Source organism: Hyphomonas neptunium ATCC 15444, assembly GCF_000013025.1.
Classification (GTDB): domain Bacteria; phylum Pseudomonadota; class Alphaproteobacteria; order Caulobacterales; family Hyphomonadaceae; genus Hyphomonas; species Hyphomonas neptunia.
Map to the genome: position 1 here is coordinate 1,888,920 of NC_008358.1, position 16,997 is coordinate 1,905,916.

A 16,997-nucleotide genomic window follows, 5' to 3' on the forward strand; every position below is an offset into this window, starting at 1 on the left:
AACAGAAAGGCTCTGAAAAGGCCCCATGACCCAGCAACGGCGCATCCTCATCACCTCGGCCCTGCCCTACATCAACGGCGTGAAGCATCTCGGCAATCTCGCCGGCTCAATGCTGCCAGCCGATGTTTACGCCCGTGTGATGCGCCTTCAGGGCCATGACGTAACCTACATCTGCGCCACCGATGAACACGGCACCCCGGCCGAACTGGCCGCTCAGGCGACGGGCCAAAGCGTACAGGCCTATTGCGACGAACAGTATGAGGTACAGCGCAAAGCTGGCGAAGGCTTTAACCTGTCTTTCGATTGGTTTGGCCGCACATCCCGCCCGGCCAACCACACGCTGACCCAGCACCTCGCCCAGCAGCTCGAGAAGAACGGCCTGATCGAAGTGCGCACCTCAAAACAGGTTTACGCTGTCGATGACGGCCGGTTCCTGCCGGACCGTTATGTTGAGGGCACTTGCCCCCATTGTGGCTATGAAAAAGCCCGCGGCGACCAGTGCGACAATTGCGGGCGGCTGCTTGATCCCGTTGACCTCATCAATCCCTATTCGGCCGTCTCGGGCAGCCGTAACATTGAAATCCGCGACACGGACCACCTCTACCTACTGCAAACAGGTATGCAGGACCGTATCCGCGACTGGGTAAACGCCAAGGGCAAGAACTGGCCGTCTCTGGCGGTCTCCATTGCCAACAAATGGCTGGATGAGGGCCTTATCGCCCGGTCCATCTCCCGCGACCTCAGCTGGGGCGTCAAAGTTACGGACGCTGACGGCAATCCCCGGCCGGGCTTCGAGAACAAGGTCTTTTATGTCTGGTTCGATGCGCCGATCGGTTACATCTCCGCCACGCAGGAATGGGCTGAAGCGACCGGCAATGACTGGGAAAAACTCTGGCTGACCGACAAGGGCGCCGATCAGACCGAATACGTCCAGTTCATGGGCAAGGACAACGTCGCCTTCCACACCGTCAGCTTCCCCGTGACGCTCCTCGGCTCAGGCGAACCCTGGAAAACCGTGGACAAGCTGAAAGCCTTCAACTGGGTTACCTGGTATGGCGGCAAGTTCTCCACCAGCCAGAAGCGCGGCGTGTTCATGGACCAGGCCTTAAGCCTTCTGCCGTCTGACTATTGGCGCTGGTATCTCATCTCCAATGCGCCGGAAGGCTCTGACGCGGCGTTCACCTGGGAAGGTTTCCAGGCAGCCGTGAACTCCGATCTCGCCAATGTTCTCGGCAACTTCATCAACCGGATCACCAAATACTGTGCTTCTAAATTCGAAGGCAAAATTCCCGAAACCGGCACATCCGGCGACGCGGAAGCCTGGATGGCCAACGAACTCGCAGAGCGCCTGCCCCGCCTCATTGAATTCTATGAAGCCATGGAGTTCCGCAAGGCTGCTGCCGAAACCCGCGCCATCTGGGCGGCGGGCAACGAATACCTCACTAAGGCCGAGCCTTGGGTGAAGTACAAAAATGATGTTGACGGCGCCGCTGTCGGCGTTCGCGCGGGCATCAATCTTGCGGCCATCTTCGGCATCATCGCCCAGCCAATCATTCCGGATGCGGCAAAGAAGATTCTCGATGCCCTGGGCATCCCGGAAGAAAATCGCAAGATGCCGGCAGGCTCAAAGCCCGAAGACTTCGCCGCCCTGCTCGATGCAATCCCGCGCGGCCATGCAATCTCGCCACCAGACGTTCTCTTCCAGAAGATCGAGGATAGCCAGGTTGAAGAATGGACCGCCCAGTTCGGCGGTGGTAAGGAGTAAGCCCATGCCCAAAGCGCGATCAGGAGGCTGCCAGTGCGGGCGCATCCGGTTTCGCGCCGAAAGCCTGAGGGACAACTCGCATGTCTGTCATTGCCGGATGTGCCAGAAGGCAACGGGCAATTTCTTTGCCGCGCTCGTAGGCGTGCCGTACACTGATTTCCAGTGGACACGCGGGACACCGGCAGAATTTAATAGCTCCGAAAAGGCCCGGCGCGGCTTCTGCCGGGATTGCGGCACACCGCTTTACTACCGCCACGAAGACAACCAGCACATCTCGATGAGCATCGGCGCCTTCGACGATCCAGCCTCAATCCCGCTAAACTTTCAGCTCGGCATGGAAGGGCGCCTTCCTCAGATGGACCAGTTCGAAGTCCTCGACGATTTCGGCAGCACAGAAGACGACATGCCCGAGGAAGCCGCGCGCATCCGCGCCAGCAACAACCAGCATCCCGATCAGGACACGGAAGACTGGACGCCGAAAGCTTAGTCCTTCCGGAAAAAGACGGTAAGATTGTTCGCGGGCATCTGGATAACAGTCTCCAGCACTAAACCCGCCTTGCCCGCCAGAGGCAGCAGCTCCCTGTCCAGATCCCGCACGCCCCATCGCGCGTCCCGGCCCTTCAGGCTGTCATCAAACACCGCATTGGAAGGCGCAATAATGCCTTCACGCCCAAACGGCCCGTAAAGCACCAGCTTTCCGCCAGTCCTCAACAGCCGGCCCGCGCCGGCGATCAGCCCTTCAGCCGCCTCAAACGGGGCAATGTGTACCATATTGGCGCTGAAGATAGCGTCCCATGGGGCCAACGCCTCCGCCACGCCCCAATCGCCCTTTGCTGCGTTGACCTCCATCGGCCCAAGCAACTGCGAAGAACCGCTCGCTGCCCTCCAGGCGCGCTGGCTCTCAAGGCTCGGCCCGTCAATGTCTGAATACGTCCATTCCAGTCCGGGCATCTCGCCGACAAGAAACGCGCCGTGCTCCCCCGTCCCGGAGGCAATTTCAAGCACGCGTGCGGGCACGCTCAGATGCGCCCGCAACACATCCCGTATAGCCTCCCGGTTACGCTCGGCCGAGGGTGAATAGCGCCGCCCGTCTCCGCCCTCCCCACGATCTTCCAGCGCAACTGGCGGCTTATCCGCCATGCTGGCGCTTCTCGAAGTCAAACATCTCCGTTGTTACACTCGCCTGCCCGGCCGGTGAGTATCGCGGGCCAACGGCACGCTCCGGTGAAAAAGCTGCATTCAGACGTGCGACTTGCTCCGCTGTCAGACGAACGCCTGCGGCCGCGTGGTTCTCTTCAAGATGCGCGATATTGCGCGTCCCCGGAATGGGCAAAACATGATCCCCCATCGCCATCGTCCAGGCGATGGCAAGCTGCGCCACGCGGCAACCGGCCTCAGCAGCCACAACCCGCGCAGTGTCCAGAAGCGGAAGGTTGCCCGCATAATTTTCGTCCGAAAACCTCGGGAACATGGACCGGCGCATATCCGTCGCATGAAAGCTTGCCGGATCAGCGGGCGGATCGGCCAGAAACCCCCGCCCAACCGGTGAGAACGCCACCAGCGCAACGCCCAGCTCCCGGCAGGCTTCCAGAACAGCAATCTCCGGATTGCGCACCCATAGCGAGTATTCCGATTGCAGAGCTGCTACCGGATGCACCGCATGCGCCCGGCGCAGCTGCTCCTCGCCCATTTCGGAAAGGCCGTAATACCGGATCTTGCCCTCCTTGATGAGGTCGGCCATTGCCCCGGCAGACTCCTCGATGGGAACTTTGTGATCCGGCCGGTGAAGATAGTAGAGATCAATCACATCCGTTTGCAGACGCTTCAGGCTGGCCTCACACGCCGCCTTGATTGCCTCCGGCCGCCCATCCAGAACGCGCTCGCGGTCCCGAAACCCCAACACACACTTGCTCGCGAGGAAGTATTCTTTGCGGCGAGCACCCAGAGCCTCGCCAATCAACGCCTCGCTGCGGCCAAGACCGTAGATCGTTGCCGTGTCGAGAAAATCGCAGCCAATATCCAGCGCCCGGACAAGCAACGCCTTCGCTTCGCCTTCATCCGCTGGCGGACCATAGGCATGCATGATGTTCATGCAGCCCAAACCAACAGGGTGGACCATCCGGTCCCCTATGCGTCGCTTCATGCTCATACCCTTATGCCCGCGCCTTGAAGCGCTGGCGCAATTCTGCCTTCAGGATCTTGCCGTTTGCATTGCGTGGAAGCGGCTCGTCCTGAAATTGGATTTCCACCGGCACTTTGAACGCCGCCAGCTGCCCGGCCACATGCGCGCGCAGCTCCGCTTCGCTCGCGGCTTTGCCTGGCTTCAGCTGAACAACCGCGCCGACCTCCTCACCGAGGATCTTGTGCGCAATGCCGACTACGGCCGCGTCCATCACTGCCGGATGATCGTAAAGCGCGCTCTCCACTTCGATACAGTAAACGTTTTCGCCGCCCCGGATCAGCATGTCCTTCGCCCGGTCGACCAGGTAGAGGAACCCCTCTTCGTCGATCCGCGCGAGGTCACCGGTCACGACCCATCCATTGCGGAACGTCTCCGCGGTCGCATCGGGCCGGTTCCAGTATTGCCGGCAGTTTGCCGCGCTCTTGCACCAGAGCTCGCCCACTTCCCCGGCGGGCATGTCATTCCCGTCGGGATCACAGATCTTGAGTTCCACGGCGGCGGGTGGCGCTCCGGCGCTGGAAGGCCGGTTCACATAATCCTCACCGATATTAAGTGTGGCGGTCGCACAGGTTTCCGTCATGCCCCAGCCATTGCCGGGAGCCGCTTCAGGGAAACGTTTCTTGATGGTGGACACAAGCTCCGGCGCAGACGGCGCCCCGCCATAGGAAATCGCCTGAATGGAGGAGAGATTATATTTATCTCTGTCCGGATGTTCCAGGATTTGCCAGGCAATCGCCGGAACGCCGCCCACGGCGGAAATCTTCTCGCCCTCAATGATCGGCAACGCCTCGCCCGCATCCCATTTATACATCGCAACCACCTTGTCGCCGCGAAGCGCCGAAGGAATGAGGATCGCGAAGGAACCGGTCGCGTGGAAGAAGGGAATGGAAATCAGCGTCGCCCGCATCGCGTCCGGATCGGGCGCCGGAACCGGCTCACCCTTGCGTAGGAACATCCGCGCCTGACAGGCCGACGAGTTGAACATATTGGTGATAACGGCGCGGTGGGTTGCCAGTGCCCCTTTGGGCTTCCCCGTTGTACCGGACGTATACATGATCGTCGCGTCGTCATCGGGGCCAATCTCGACACCCGTCGGCCCGGCATCTGGCAGATCCTCCCAATCGTTGGGATGGCCGACGATGGCATCCAGCGACGACACGCGCGGGTCTGCAATCTCTTCTGTGGTATCGCGCGCAATGAGCACGTTCTTCAGCTCTGGCAACTTGTCGAGATGATCCCGGAAGCGCTCATAAATCTGCAGGTCCATGATCGCCAGTTTCACTCCGGCGAAGGAGAGGCCATATTCCAGCTCCTCGGCCGTCCACCAGGAGTTCATCGGCGTCGCGATCGCGCCAAGGCTCAGGGCCGCATAAAACCCCAGCGGCCATTGCGGATAATTGCGCATGACAATCGCCACGCGGTCGCCCTTCTTGATCCCGTACGTATCGCGCATTTCAGCGGCGAGCTTCCGGACCGCCAGTTGCAGCGCGCTGAAGGTTACGCGCTCATTCTGGTAGACGAGATAGGTCCGGTCCGGGAACTGCTCGGCCGCAAGATCGAGGATCACCGGGATATTTGGCGGCGCGTTCTTGTAAACCTTCATCGGAACGCCGCGAATGACCGCGTCTTCAAGTTCCAGGGGCGATCCCGGTCCCGCCAGAGCCGCATTTGCCTGTGCGACCGACATTGCGGGCCAGTTTGGGGGAAGAAGGTCTGTCGACATGGGTTTCCTCGGCTTGTTTGGTTTCTGGTTCCAGACAACCACGCGCCGCCCGGTTATAGAAGGGGCTCACATGCGACACGGCGTCATTTTTGTGCGCCGGAGGCCCCTATTCGGGCGCAGGCCGCAATATTCTGCCCCTTCAATCTTCTCATCGCGCCTCGGTCGATATGGTTCCCGGTCAGCGAATTGCGATCATCTCGTCTAGATCGGTATCGGGGTTGAACGACCGCGGCCGAGACTTCCATGCCCACCCGAACAGGAGAGGCAATGAGATAAGAATAAATACACCCTTGAGGATTGACGTCGCAGCGAGGTTTCCAGCGTTGATGGGTAGGGAAAACAGAACGCTGGCCAGCACAGCCAGCATCCCGAATGAGACCAGTAACAGTGGCCAATAGAATTCCACGCGTTCCCCGGCCCGGAACTCCGCCAAGGGATTGGCGCGCCGCACGCCCAGCGTTACCATCCAGATCAAAGGATAAAAACTCTCCGAGCGATCCTCAAAATCGGCAAACCCCGCATAATGCATGTTCGACAATGTAACGCGGGACCGGCTACCCAAAAGCTCCATCAACAACCTTCCCGGTTGTGAACGGCTGGGCGCCCAGGCGATCCGTACCCGGCGCACACGGTCAAAGGGAATTGTCTGTTGCAATATCCCATCGGCGCCAAACTTTTCCAGCCGGTCAGGATAAGCACGCCAGAGAACCTCCCCTTTTTCCAGGGCAGATATTCTCTGGCGGTAATCTTTGTAATCCATGCTGTCCCCCGAGAGCTGGGAGACAGTTTATGTCTTACTTTCCAAAATCGCAAAAGCGCAGTCTGCGCGTCGTGCCATCCCGGTCCTCTACAGTGTAGCTCTGCCCGGTCAGCCCGGTTTCATCGCAAAGATAGCCGATCTGATACATGGCAAGCTTCACGTCATTGTCCGGCTCGATCGAGTATTGGGTCATCAGGTCGATGGCGTCTTCGTGGCGGCCCAGGTTCATCAGCGCATAGAAGCGCTCCGTATTGGTCGAATCGGGAGATTCCAGAACGATATTCAGAGCGCCGACCTGCGCGCGCGCCTCTGGCAGTTTAGCTTCGGCCCGGCGCGCCCATTCCGTACCCGGATAGGTCGCGATCACTTCGTCAAAATACCCGACAGCCCCTGGAAGATTGTATCCGGTCGGGCTCATGCTCAGCACGCCCATTTCATAGAGCACATGGGCCTTCTCTTCCGGCGCAAGCTCGGGATCGCCTGCCAGCTGCATCAGGCGCTGAATGGCGGTCGGCACATTGCCGGCATCCTGGAGTTCTTCTGCCGTGCTCATGCCCAGCTCATACTGGGAAGGAACCACAACCGGCGCGTCCGGCCGGGCAAGTGGGTCTGGCTGAGAGGCGCAGGCGGCGAGCACCAGCGCGGACGCCATGGCGGCGAGGCTGAGACGGATCATATCAAACTTCCTTCTTGCAGGCGGAAACGGATTTCTAACGCCTCTGCATACCCTGCCTGATTGATCGCGCACAGGGCCGAAGTGTGATGTTAGTGTGGCGATGCCTCAGGCGGAGGCTAGGCGCTCAATTGCTGACAGGTCGCCCCGGCCAAGTGCCTCAATCGCGCGCGCTGCAATATGGCGCGCCGTCAGCCCGGCCTGATCATACATAGCCGCAGGCGTATCATGATCCTGGAACACATCCGGCAGCGTCATGACACGAACCTTGAGCCCCGCATCCAGCCCACCGCAATTGGCAAGGTGCTCCAGCACAAAGCTGCCAAAGCCGCCGCGCGAACCTTCTTCAATCGTGACGAGCACTTCATGCTCTCTGGCAAGGCGCTCGATCAGTTCGTTGTCCAGCGGCTTGGCAAAACGGGCGTCCGCCACCGTCGCGCTCAGCCCTTGAGCGGCCAGCATCTCAGCCGCCTTGAGCGCTTCCTGCAGACGTGTGCCATAGGATAGAATCGCAATCGATGTGCCCTCGCGCACAACCCTGCCCTTGCCGATTTCCAGCGGCTTCAGAAGATCAGGGATCACCACCCCAACGCCTTCGCCGCGCGGATAGCGAACCGCGCTCGGCCGGTCGTCGATTTCCAGCGAGGTCAACACCATCCGCGCCAGCTCCGCTTCATCCGACGGCGCCATGCAGACGAATCCCGGCAACGCGCCCAGATAGCCGATGTCAAAGCTGCCCGCATGGGTCGCCCCGTCAGCGCCCACTAGCCCTGCCCGGTCGATCGCAAAGCGCACCGGCAATTGCTGGATCGCCACATCATGCACAACCTGATCATAGCCACGCTGAAGGAAGGTCGAGTAGATCGCGCAGAACGGCTTCATGCCATCGGCGGCAAGCCCGGCGGCAAACGTCACCGCATGCTGCTCGGCAATGCCAACATCAAAATGCCGGTCTGGAAACTTCTTGCCAAAAATGTCCGTACTCGTACCAGATGGCATCGCCGCCGTAATCGCGCAGATCTTGTCGTCGGTCTCGCCCAGCTTTGCCAGTGTCTGTCCGAACACCTTCTGATAGCTCGGGGGACCACCGGCGCCCTTGGCCTGCTCGCCGGTAACCACCGAAAACTTCGAAACGCCGTGATACTTGTCGGCGGAGTTCTCCGCCGGCGCATAGCCCTTACCCTTCTGCGTCACCACATGCAGCAGGATCGGCCCATCCTGCATCGCCTTGATGTTCTCCAGCAGGTCGAGCAGCGTATCGAGGTCATGCCCGTCAACGGGGCCGATATAGTAAAAGCCCATCTCCTCGAAGAGCGTGCCGCCCATCGCAAAGCCGCGCAGATACTCCTCTGCCCGCCGCGCGGGAGATTCCAGCCCCATCGGCTGGACAACCTTCTTGGCAATCCGGCGCAGGCCCCTGTAGGGCCGCGACGAAACCAGCCGCGAGAAATAATGGCTCATCGCGCCCACAGGCGGGGCAATCGACATGTCGTTATCGTTGAGGATCACGATCATCCGCGAACGGTCTGCGCCCGCATTGTTCATCGCTTCATAAGCCATCCCGGCGGACATTGACCCGTCGCCGATCACGCAGATGACATGATTGTCCTTGTTCTGCAGATCCCGCGACTTGGCAAAGCCGAGCCCGGCCGAAATCGAGGTCGACGCATGCGCCGCGCCAAACGGGTCATACTCGCTCTCCGAGCGCTTGGTGAACCCGGAAAGCCCCCCGCCCTGGCGCAATGTCCGCATCCGGTCCTTGCGGCCAGTCAGGATCTTGTGCGGGTAGCATTGGTGGCCAACATCCCAGACCAGCTTGTCATCGGGCGTGTCAAACACCGAATGGATCGCCACCGTCAGCTCAACCACGCCGAGGCCTGACCCGAGATGCCCGCCGGTCACGGACACGACATCCACGACCTCCTCGCGCACTTCCGCCGCGATCTGTTTCAGATCGGCGCGGCTGCGGCCTTTGAGGTCGGACGGCGTATCAATAGCGTCCAGGAGGCGGTTGGGGCGTGTCTCTGTCATATCAGCGTGCTTTTCTGGTCGTCGCGTACCCGCTTTTAACGGGGTCTGTTCAGCACATAATCAACGGAATGCAGCAGGATGTGGGCCTTGTCACGGAAAATTGCCAAATGTTCCTTGGCTTGCGCGGCGAGCAGCCGCACCCTCTGCCGCGCCCCGTCCACCCCGAGAAGGGTCACAAAATTCGCCTTCCCGGCGTCTTTGTCCTTGGAAACAGCCTTCCCGACGATGCTTTCGTCGCCCTCGGCATCCAGGATGTCATCGGCAATCTGGTAGGCCAGCCCCAGATCATTGGCAAAGCCCGCCAGCGCATTGCGCTCGGCTTCTCGGGCATGCCCGATGATGCCCCCAGCTTCCAGCGCATACGAAATCAGAGCCCCGGTCTTCAGCCGCTGCATACGGGTGATCGTGTTGAGATCGCGGGGGCTTTCCTCTTCCAGCATGTCGATCATCTGGCCGCCCACCATACCCCGCGCGCCCGCCGCGTCCGCCAGCCGTTCAATCAGCAACACTCGCACCGCCGGGTCATCATGCGTCTCGCTCGACGCCAGTATCTTGAACGCCAGCGTCAGCAGCGCGTCCCCGGCCAGAACAGCCGTCGCCTCATCAAACGCCTTGTGAACCGTGGGTTGCCCCCGCCGGAAATCATCATCGTCCATGCAGGGCAGATCATCGTGTACCAGGGAATAGCAGTGAATGCATTCCAGCGCCGCTGCCGTCCGCAACAGGCTCTTCTCTGACGCGCCAAACATGGCGCCCGTTTCCAGCACAAAGAAAGGCCGCATCCGTTTGCCATTGGCCAACGCGGCATGGCGCATGGCGCGCATGAGATTGGCTTCAGGCCCACTGGCAGGCGGGATCAACTGATCGAGCGCCACGGTCACCTTGTCGGCAACTTCCGTGAGGCGCTGCTCGAAGTTCGTCACTTCGCCCCGGTCCGGCCCCATATCAACAGACCTAATCGAAGGAGGCCGGCTCGGTCGTTGGACCGCCTGCCCCCTGAACGATCTGCTCAACCTTGAGCTCTGCGGACTTCAGGCGCGCATCACAATGGGCCTTTAAGGCCGCGCCGCGCTCATAGATGGCGATGGACTTTTCAAGCTCCACTTCGCCTGCCTCGAGCTGCCGCACGATGCCTTCCAGCTCCGCCAGCGCTTCTTCGAAGCTCATCTTGTCCACGGGTTTAGCCTTAGCATCCGACATGGCGCGCCTGTTCTGAATATCCGATAATGTGTGTCTAAAGCCCGCTGCGGGGCGCTACAACCGTAATCGTGTCACTGTCCACGGTATTCGTAGACCCGGTAGCTCCAATAGCTATCCCCCCCATCGCGCACACACACCCAGCCCAGACGCCGCAGTTCCGGCCTCAGCATCCGGTTGAACCATCCGTGTGCGGCGAGGTAGACTTTCGCATCCGCCGCCGCTTCGTGCAGTTTCAAAGCCGCGCTCCTGGCGCGCACGCGCGCCTCCCCCACAGATTCACCTTCCAGAGAATGGCCGGTCAACCAGACCGTGCGAGCCAGCACGTTCCACGTCTTCGGCAATGCCCGGAAACCGCGCAACTTCGGCGGCGGCAGCGGCGCTTCATTGAAAACAGGGTCATAGACCGCTGGCAGGTGAGGCGCCGCATTGTCGGCTGTCTGCTGCGCCCGCAGGCGGCCAGAGGCAAACACGATGTCCGCATCCGAGACGATGTCTTTCAGGGCCTGAGGCGCGTCCTGCCCATCTGCCAGAGGCCCCTGCTCATACCGCGCCCACCAATCGACATAGTCACGCCAATGCAGGCGCGGCCCCAGATTACGGTCCAGCGCCGGGCGCCCATGCCGCGAGATGATGATTGGCCCGCGGCCCGGCTGTGTCGATGTCGTGTTGGGCATCGCCAAATTTCCGTGTTGCCACAGGGCCCAGCGCCCCGGTCAGACCCCGACTAGCGGTGTTGGCCCGAGCGGGCAAGATATGGATTGGCGCCTCAAAGTCCGCGCCATACGCGTTTCTGGCAGGGCTCATCATCCTGCAGCTTGCAGCGATGGAACGTCATCAGAACCGTATCAGCACGCCCGATCAGATGGTCCAGGGGCACAAACCCGATCGAGGCGTCATCGGCCGGCACGCGCAGCGGGCAGCCCGCGCGATCCACAACACCGTTCACAGGGGGGCAATGGCCCGACAGCTCACGGCTGTCATAGGAATTATTTCGATTGTCCCCCACCAGGAACATATGCCCCTCGGGCACGACAAAGAGCGCCGTGTCATCCACCGTGTGGCCGCGAAGGCCGCGATGCGTCAGCCAGGTCTTGTCGCCGATGGTTTCGCGCCATTCATGCGCGGTATCCACCACATCGGTCCGGTCGGGCACATACCGCACCGTCCGTACGAACTCTGCCTCAATCGGCTGGCCATTGATCACCAGCTCCTCATTGATCATCTGAACGGTATCGCCGGGCAAGCCGACCACCCGCTTGATCATGACCCGTTCCGAATGGGTGTGTTCAAACACAACCACATCGCCGCGTTCGGGCGTGCTGGCAAAAAAGCGACCGCCACCAAGTGGCAGGTAACGCCCGATACTCAGCGGCAGGGAATACCGGCCATACCCGAAGGCAAATTTGGAAACCGCAACCCGGTCACCGACTTCAAGCGTCGGAACCATGCTTTCGGAGGGAATCACCCGCTGCTCGTAGAGCAGGCCGGTGAAGAGGAGAAAGGCGGGCGCGACGATCGCAAGTGTCGCGCCCCATTCGCGCAACTCCTGCTTGACCTTTGCCCAAAGACCCGCCTGCGGCGGTGCCTCGTCCGGCACGCTGTTTTCCTCAGTCATTCAAACCCCAATCACAGGCAATCCGGCATGTCTTAGACGAAAAGCAACAGGCTTGCGAAGGCGAAATGACCCGCAAGACTGCATTTCAATGTGAGGCGAAACAGCGCTTCAGGCGAGGCTGTATAGCAGTGCGCCGTCCGTGTCGGGCCGGCTTTTCACCTCGCCCCGATGGATCAGGTAGTTGAGGTGTGCCAGTGCCTCTCCCGTGGCGCTGCCCATCTCGTCATCCTTGATGGCCCGCCCGAACAGCGAAATGAAGGTCTCCGGAACCTTCAAAGGTCCCTTTTCGAGCTTCTGCCGCAGACGCGTCAGCGACGTCTCATGCCCGGCAATCAGATTGCGCAGGCGGATATGAGCGCCTGTGAAAGGCTCATTGTGGGCCGGCAGGATGAAACAATCCTCGGGCAGCTCCCGCAGCAGTTTTTCACAGCTCTTGATCCAGTCATCCAGCGGATTGGACATCGGCTCGGTCGGATGCACCGAAACATTCGACGAAATCCGCGGCAACAGCTGGTCACCGGTGATCGCCACATTCAGCGTCTCGCTGAAGAGGCACACATGCTCAGGCGAATGCCCGTTGCCGGTAATCACGCGCCATTCCTGGCCCGCCAGCTGCACCCGGTCGCCATCTTCCAGCCGCGTGAACGCGTCCGGCATCTGGCTCACGCCGCGCCCGAACCCGCCAAAGCGCGACACGTAATTGTCGATGGCTTTCTGGGGCCACCCGGCCCGCACATAGAAATCGATCCCCGCCTTGGGCGCGTCCCGGCCGGTATCGGCCACCAGCATCCGGCAGGTCGTATACTCCAGACGGCTGATCCACAGCTCGGCGTCATACTTGTAACAGAGCCAGCCAGCGCACCCGATATGATCGGGGTGCATATGCGTGATAATGACCCGCTTCAGCGGCTTCTCGGGCGTTACCCGTTCATCCAGCAATTTGCGCCAGGCGTCTTTGGTATCGGGCAGCGGCATGCCGGTGTCCACGATGGTCCAGCCATCGCCATCATCCAATATCCACACATTGATGTGCTTGAGCGAAAACGGCAGCGGCATCCGCGTCCATTCCACGCCCGGCGCCAGCGTGATTGCTTCGCCCGGTTCGGGCGCCAGCGTTCCATGCGGGAAAGTCAGACCCTTGTACTGGGTCGGTTCTGAGAGAAATCCATCCATGGGACTCACGATACGGCGGCAGGCTCCCCCGTCGAGCCGTCACGCGGGGGAAAGATCACTTGATCGGCTTGCGTTCCCGGGGAGGCAACTTCGTCCGCTTGAACTTGTCGCCCTTGAGCACCGAAGGACGGTTGCTGGGGCCCTCAGGCGCCGGCGCGGCAGTGGGCTTTGCGCCAGGACGTGCAGGCTTGGCTCCCGGCCGCGCGGGTTTCGCGCCGGCACGGTCCGGTTTGGGTCCGGTGCGGGGCTTATCTGGCCGCCCCTGTCCGGGCTTTGTCCCAAACTGTCCCGATCTGTCCCGATCTGTCCGGGGTTGGTCGCGCCCTGTCTCAGATCGCTCGCGTCGCGGGCCATCACTTGTCCTCAGGCGATCCTCGCGCCGGGCGGGGCTCGAACGCACTTCTTCGCCGGCCCCAGCGGCCAGCAACGCCGCCCGCTCCTTGGCACCCAGCGGCCGCCATTTGCCCTGAGGTAGACCCGCCAACAGGATCGGACCAACCCGAATTCTCTGCAAATCCAACACCCTAAGCTCAACCAGCTCACACATCCGCCGGATCTGCCGGTTGCGACCTTCCTTCAGAACGAAGCGCAAAACCTGTCCGCGTTCCTGGGTCACTTCCGCCGGGCGCAGCTGCCGCCCGTCCAGCTCCAACCCATGCCGTAGCAGCGCCACCTTGGCGGTGGTGATGTCACCTCTCACTTTGACAAGGTATTCCTTGTCCATGTCGCTCAGCGGGCCAATGATCGCCTTGGCGAGCACACCATCCTCCGACAGAATCAGCAGTCCATGCGAATCCTTGTCGAGCCGTCCGAGCGGCGCCATCTTGTTCGAACGCTGCGGGATAGCGTGCGCGCTGCCCGACAGGTTCTCCTCCGAAATCAGCCGGATCGCCGGAATTTCCCCCGGCTCAGGAGTCCCCGAAACATAGCCCACAGGCTTGTTGAGGATCACTGACAGCTGGTTATCCAGACGCCGCGACGCGGCATCCGTAAGGCTCAGCGTCTGCCCCTTGGTGACGCGTTCCCCGGCAACCGTAACCGGCTTACCATCCAGTTGTATAAGGCCTTTTTCAATCAGCGCATCGGCTTCCCGGCGCGAACAGACGCCTTCCTGAGCCAGCCATTTATTGATGCGTAACGGCTCATCGCCGGTATAGGTCTTGGTCCAGGCCACAGCCAGTTCGCTCCTCGGGGATCAACGCCCCTCTTACCGGCCACCGCCCCGGCCAGCAACAGCCCGCTGCTAGACGCCGAACAGCGCCTTGCTGCCCTCCAGGAAGCGCGCCCCGCCCTCGGTGATCGCAGGCACGCGCCCCGGCGCCGAGGCCAGCGACGTTTCCGCAAAGAACCCCGCCAGCGCCAGCTGCCGCGCCCGCTGATCCATATCTTGACCGCTCCGTGCCGCAATCGCGCCGAGCGCCAGGAAATGCCCGCCGATCACATCGCCGGCCAGCGCCAGATACTCCGTCGCGCCCGCAAGCCCCTTCTCGGGTTCATCTGCCAGCGTTTTCACCATCCACTCGCTCGCCTCAGATAGCGCCGCCGCGCCCGCCTTCAGCCGGTCAGCGATCTGCACCAGCTGCGGATCATTTGTCGCCCGCGCCTGCCGCACCGTTTCCTCAACCTCGACAATCATCGCCTGCATCGAGGCGCCCTTCGTGCCCGAAAGTTTCCGGCCCACTAGGTCGATCGCCTGAATGCCGTTCGTGCCCTCATAAATCGGCGCGATGCGGGCATCCCGGTAAAGCTGAGCGGCCAGCGTCTCGTTCATGAAGCCCATGCCGCCATGCACCTGCACGCCCAGGCTCGCCACCTCAACGCCGATATCCGTGCTCCAGGCTTTGGCAATTGGCGTCAGAAGGTCTTCGCGCGTCTTGGCCGCGGCGCGCACATCCGGATCAGGCGAACTGTGCGCGAGATCTGCCGCCACCCCGCAAGCGTAACAGATCGCCCGCGCTGCAGCCACTTTCGCCCGCATGGTCGTCAGTGTGCGGCGCACATCCGCATGGTGCAGGATCGGCGCCGGACCTGTCACGCCAGCCGCTGCCCCTTGCTTGCGTTCCTGCGCGTAAGCAAACGCCGTCTGGAACGCCGCCTCCCCCACCGCAACGCCCTCAAGGCCCACATTCAGGCGCGCCGAGTTCATCATCGTGAACATGCAGGCGAGCCCGCGATTTTCCTCGCCGATCAGCCAGCCCTTGGCGCCGGAATACTCCATGACGCAGGTCGGGCTGCCATGAATGCCCATCTTCTTCTCGAGCCCGATACAGCGCACACCGTTGCGCTCGCCGGGTGTTCCATCCGCATCCAGAATGAATTTCGGCACGAGAAACAGCGAAATACCTTTGGAGCCGGCAGGCGCGTCCGGCAGGCGTGCCAGAACGAGATGGATGATATTCTCAGCCATGTCGTGATCGCCCCAGGTGATGTAGATTTTCTGGCCGGTGATTGAATAGCTGCCATCCTCACATGGCTCGGCCTTGGTCTTGAGCGCGCCGACATCGCTGCCCGCCTGAGGCTCAGTCAGGTTCATCGTGCCGGTCCATTCGCCGGACACCAGCTTTGGCAGATACGCCGCGCGCTGGACATCGGTGCCATGCGCGAGCAGCGCCTCAACCGCGCCATAGCTGAGCATCGGACAGAGCCCGAACGCCATGTTCGCCCCGTGGAACATCTCCATCACGCCAAGCGCCAAAGCCTTCGGCAACCCCTGGCCGCCCCATTCCTCAGGCGCGGCAAGCCCCATCCAGCCACCCTCAACGAATGCCTTGTAGGCGTCCCCAAAGCCGGGCGGCGCCACAACGCCCCCATCTTTAAGCACTGCGCCATGCGCATCGCCCACAGGGTTCAGCGGCGCCAGCACATCACGCGCCAGCTTGGCCGCTTCCTCTAGGATCGGGCGCACCAGATCGGGATCATACGCCTCATGACCGGGCAGCCCCTGCAGCCGCCCGATCCGCGCGAATGCGTTCAAGGCAAATTCAATGTCGCTGACCGGTGCGTCGTAGGCCATGTCCATCCCTTTGTGTTTCTGAATAAATGATATGTCGCGTAGATGTTAAAGTTGAGGTTCACACTGTAAATGAGTGCACTACTTAGAGTGTTCCCATACGGCAACTGGAGGGACTGATTCCATGCGACTTCTTCTTATTTCGGCCAGCGCACTGATTCTTGCGGCCTGTTCTGAAACAACACCGGCGGCGCCCGCCGCCGAGACTCCCGCCCCCGAAGCGACCGCTTCAACAGAAGCAGCCCCTGAAACCACCGAAGCTCCGGTGGAATATGGCGCGGCCGGCACCTACGAGATTGATCCGGCCCACACATCGGTCACCTGGAAAGTCGATCACTTCGGCCTCTCCAGCTACACGGGCCGCTTCAAGACGGTTGACGCGACACTCCAGTTCAACCCGGAAGACCCTTCCGCCACCAGCATCACCGCCACCATCGACCCGCTCTCGGTCGAGACAGATTTCCCCGGCGACTATAAAGCCGGCCATGCGGACAGCGGCTTTGACTCGTGGAACGAAGACCTCGGCCGCAACGCCAACTGGCTGAACGCTGACGCCTTCCCGCAAATCACCTTCACCAGCACCTCGGTGACCCAGGACACCCCGTCGACCGGCAAAGTCACCGGCGACCTGACCTTCCTCGGCGTGACCAAGCCGGTGACCCTCGACGTAACGTATAACGGCAAGGCAAACTTCCCCTGGGCGCCTGAGGCTGACAAGATCGGCTTCTCCGCCACCACAACTCTGAAGCGTTCGGACTTCGGCAACGCCACCTACGCGCCAAACATCGGCGACGAAGTGGAAGTGATCATCGAAACCGAGTTCCAACAGGTCGTTGCTCCGGCAGAACCGGCCCCGGCAGAGTAA

At 61.4% G+C, this 16,997-nt stretch carries 16 protein-coding genes; 3 read left to right on the forward strand and 13 right to left on the reverse strand.

Translation table 11 applies throughout. The annotated features are described in order from the left end of the window. The first annotated feature begins 25 nt into the window (after positions 1–25). Positions 26–1,765, forward strand: a complete 1,740-nt coding sequence (gene metG / locus HNE_RS09050) for a methionine--tRNA ligase (RefSeq protein ID WP_011646832.1) — start codon at positions 26–28, stop codon at positions 1,763–1,765. Positions 1,766–1,769: 4 nt separating this feature from the next. Continuing rightward, positions 1,770–2,252, forward strand: a complete 483-nt coding sequence (locus HNE_RS09055) for a GFA family protein (protein WP_011646833.1) — start codon at positions 1,770–1,772, stop codon at positions 2,250–2,252. Here the strand turns inward: HNE_RS09055 and HNE_RS09060 are convergent. The 13 genes from HNE_RS09060 to HNE_RS09120 all read right to left on the reverse strand — a co-directional run bounded on the left by HNE_RS09060 (position 2,249) and on the right by HNE_RS09120 (position 16,135). Further along, a complete protein-coding gene (locus HNE_RS09060; RefSeq protein ID WP_011646834.1) occupies positions 2,249–2,905 on the reverse strand; it encodes a DUF938 domain-containing protein in 657 nt (218 codons plus the stop codon). The genes HNE_RS09055 and HNE_RS09060 overlap by 4 nt on opposite strands. Next, complete coding sequence (locus tag HNE_RS09065; protein WP_011646835.1) at positions 2,895–3,908, reverse strand: aldo/keto reductase; 1,014 nt, start codon at positions 3,906–3,908, stop codon at positions 2,895–2,897. The genes HNE_RS09060 and HNE_RS09065 overlap by 11 nt, the downstream gene beginning before the upstream one ends. Before the next feature lie 10 nt (positions 3,909–3,918). Continuing rightward, on the reverse strand, positions 3,919–5,670 hold the full coding sequence (locus HNE_RS09070) for a class I adenylate-forming enzyme family protein (RefSeq protein ID WP_011646836.1): 1,752 nt from the start codon (positions 5,668–5,670) through the stop codon (positions 3,919–3,921). A gap of 178 nt (positions 5,671–5,848) precedes the next feature. Beyond that, positions 5,849–6,430, reverse strand: coding sequence for a hypothetical protein (locus tag HNE_RS09075; protein WP_011646837.1), 582 nt, complete (start codon positions 6,428–6,430; stop codon positions 5,849–5,851). A 34-nt stretch (positions 6,431–6,464) separates the two neighbouring features. Then, positions 6,465–7,106 (reverse strand): tetratricopeptide repeat protein, encoded by a 642-nt coding sequence (locus tag HNE_RS09080; protein ID WP_011646838.1) that lies wholly within the window; start codon positions 7,104–7,106, stop codon positions 6,465–6,467. A 105-nt stretch (positions 7,107–7,211) separates the two neighbouring features. Then, complete coding sequence (gene dxs, locus HNE_RS09085) at positions 7,212–9,134, reverse strand: 1-deoxy-D-xylulose-5-phosphate synthase (RefSeq protein ID WP_011646839.1); 1,923 nt, start codon at positions 9,132–9,134, stop codon at positions 7,212–7,214. 35 nt (positions 9,135–9,169) lie between these two features. Further along, the gene (locus tag HNE_RS09090; protein ID WP_148205853.1) at positions 9,170–10,078 is read right to left on the reverse strand and encodes a polyprenyl synthetase family protein; all 909 of its coding nucleotides are present in this window, start codon (positions 10,076–10,078) and stop codon (positions 9,170–9,172) included. A 10-nt stretch (positions 10,079–10,088) separates the two neighbouring features. Next, positions 10,089–10,334 (reverse strand): exodeoxyribonuclease VII small subunit, encoded by a 246-nt coding sequence (locus tag HNE_RS09095; RefSeq protein WP_011646841.1) that lies wholly within the window; start codon positions 10,332–10,334, stop codon positions 10,089–10,091. A 71-nt stretch (positions 10,335–10,405) separates the two neighbouring features. Then, positions 10,406–11,008: a histidine phosphatase family protein gene (locus HNE_RS09100; RefSeq protein WP_011646842.1), complete on the reverse strand. Its 603-nt coding sequence runs from the start codon at positions 11,006–11,008 to the stop codon at positions 10,406–10,408. Positions 11,009–11,100: 92 nt separating this feature from the next. After that, positions 11,101–11,949 carry a signal peptidase I gene (lepB, locus tag HNE_RS09105; protein WP_035591177.1) on the reverse strand — a complete coding sequence of 283 codons (849 nt, stop codon included), beginning with the start codon at positions 11,947–11,949 and terminating at the stop codon, positions 11,101–11,103. 108 nt (positions 11,950–12,057) lie between these two features. Further along, positions 12,058–13,122, reverse strand: coding sequence for an MBL fold metallo-hydrolase (locus tag HNE_RS09110; protein WP_011646844.1), 1,065 nt, complete (start codon positions 13,120–13,122; stop codon positions 12,058–12,060). Between the two features lie 55 nt (positions 13,123–13,177). Beyond that, a complete protein-coding gene (locus HNE_RS09115) occupies positions 13,178–14,296 on the reverse strand; it encodes a pseudouridine synthase (protein WP_011646845.1) in 1,119 nt (372 codons plus the stop codon). 69 nt (positions 14,297–14,365) lie between these two features. Beyond that, the gene (locus tag HNE_RS09120; protein ID WP_011646846.1) at positions 14,366–16,135 is read right to left on the reverse strand and encodes an acyl-CoA dehydrogenase; all 1,770 of its coding nucleotides are present in this window, start codon (positions 16,133–16,135) and stop codon (positions 14,366–14,368) included. Between the two features lie 121 nt (positions 16,136–16,256). Here HNE_RS09120 and HNE_RS09125 point away from each other — a divergent pair, with 121 nt between their 5' ends. Beyond that, positions 16,257–16,997 (forward strand): YceI family protein, encoded by a 741-nt coding sequence (locus tag HNE_RS09125; protein ID WP_011646847.1) that lies wholly within the window; start codon positions 16,257–16,259, stop codon positions 16,995–16,997.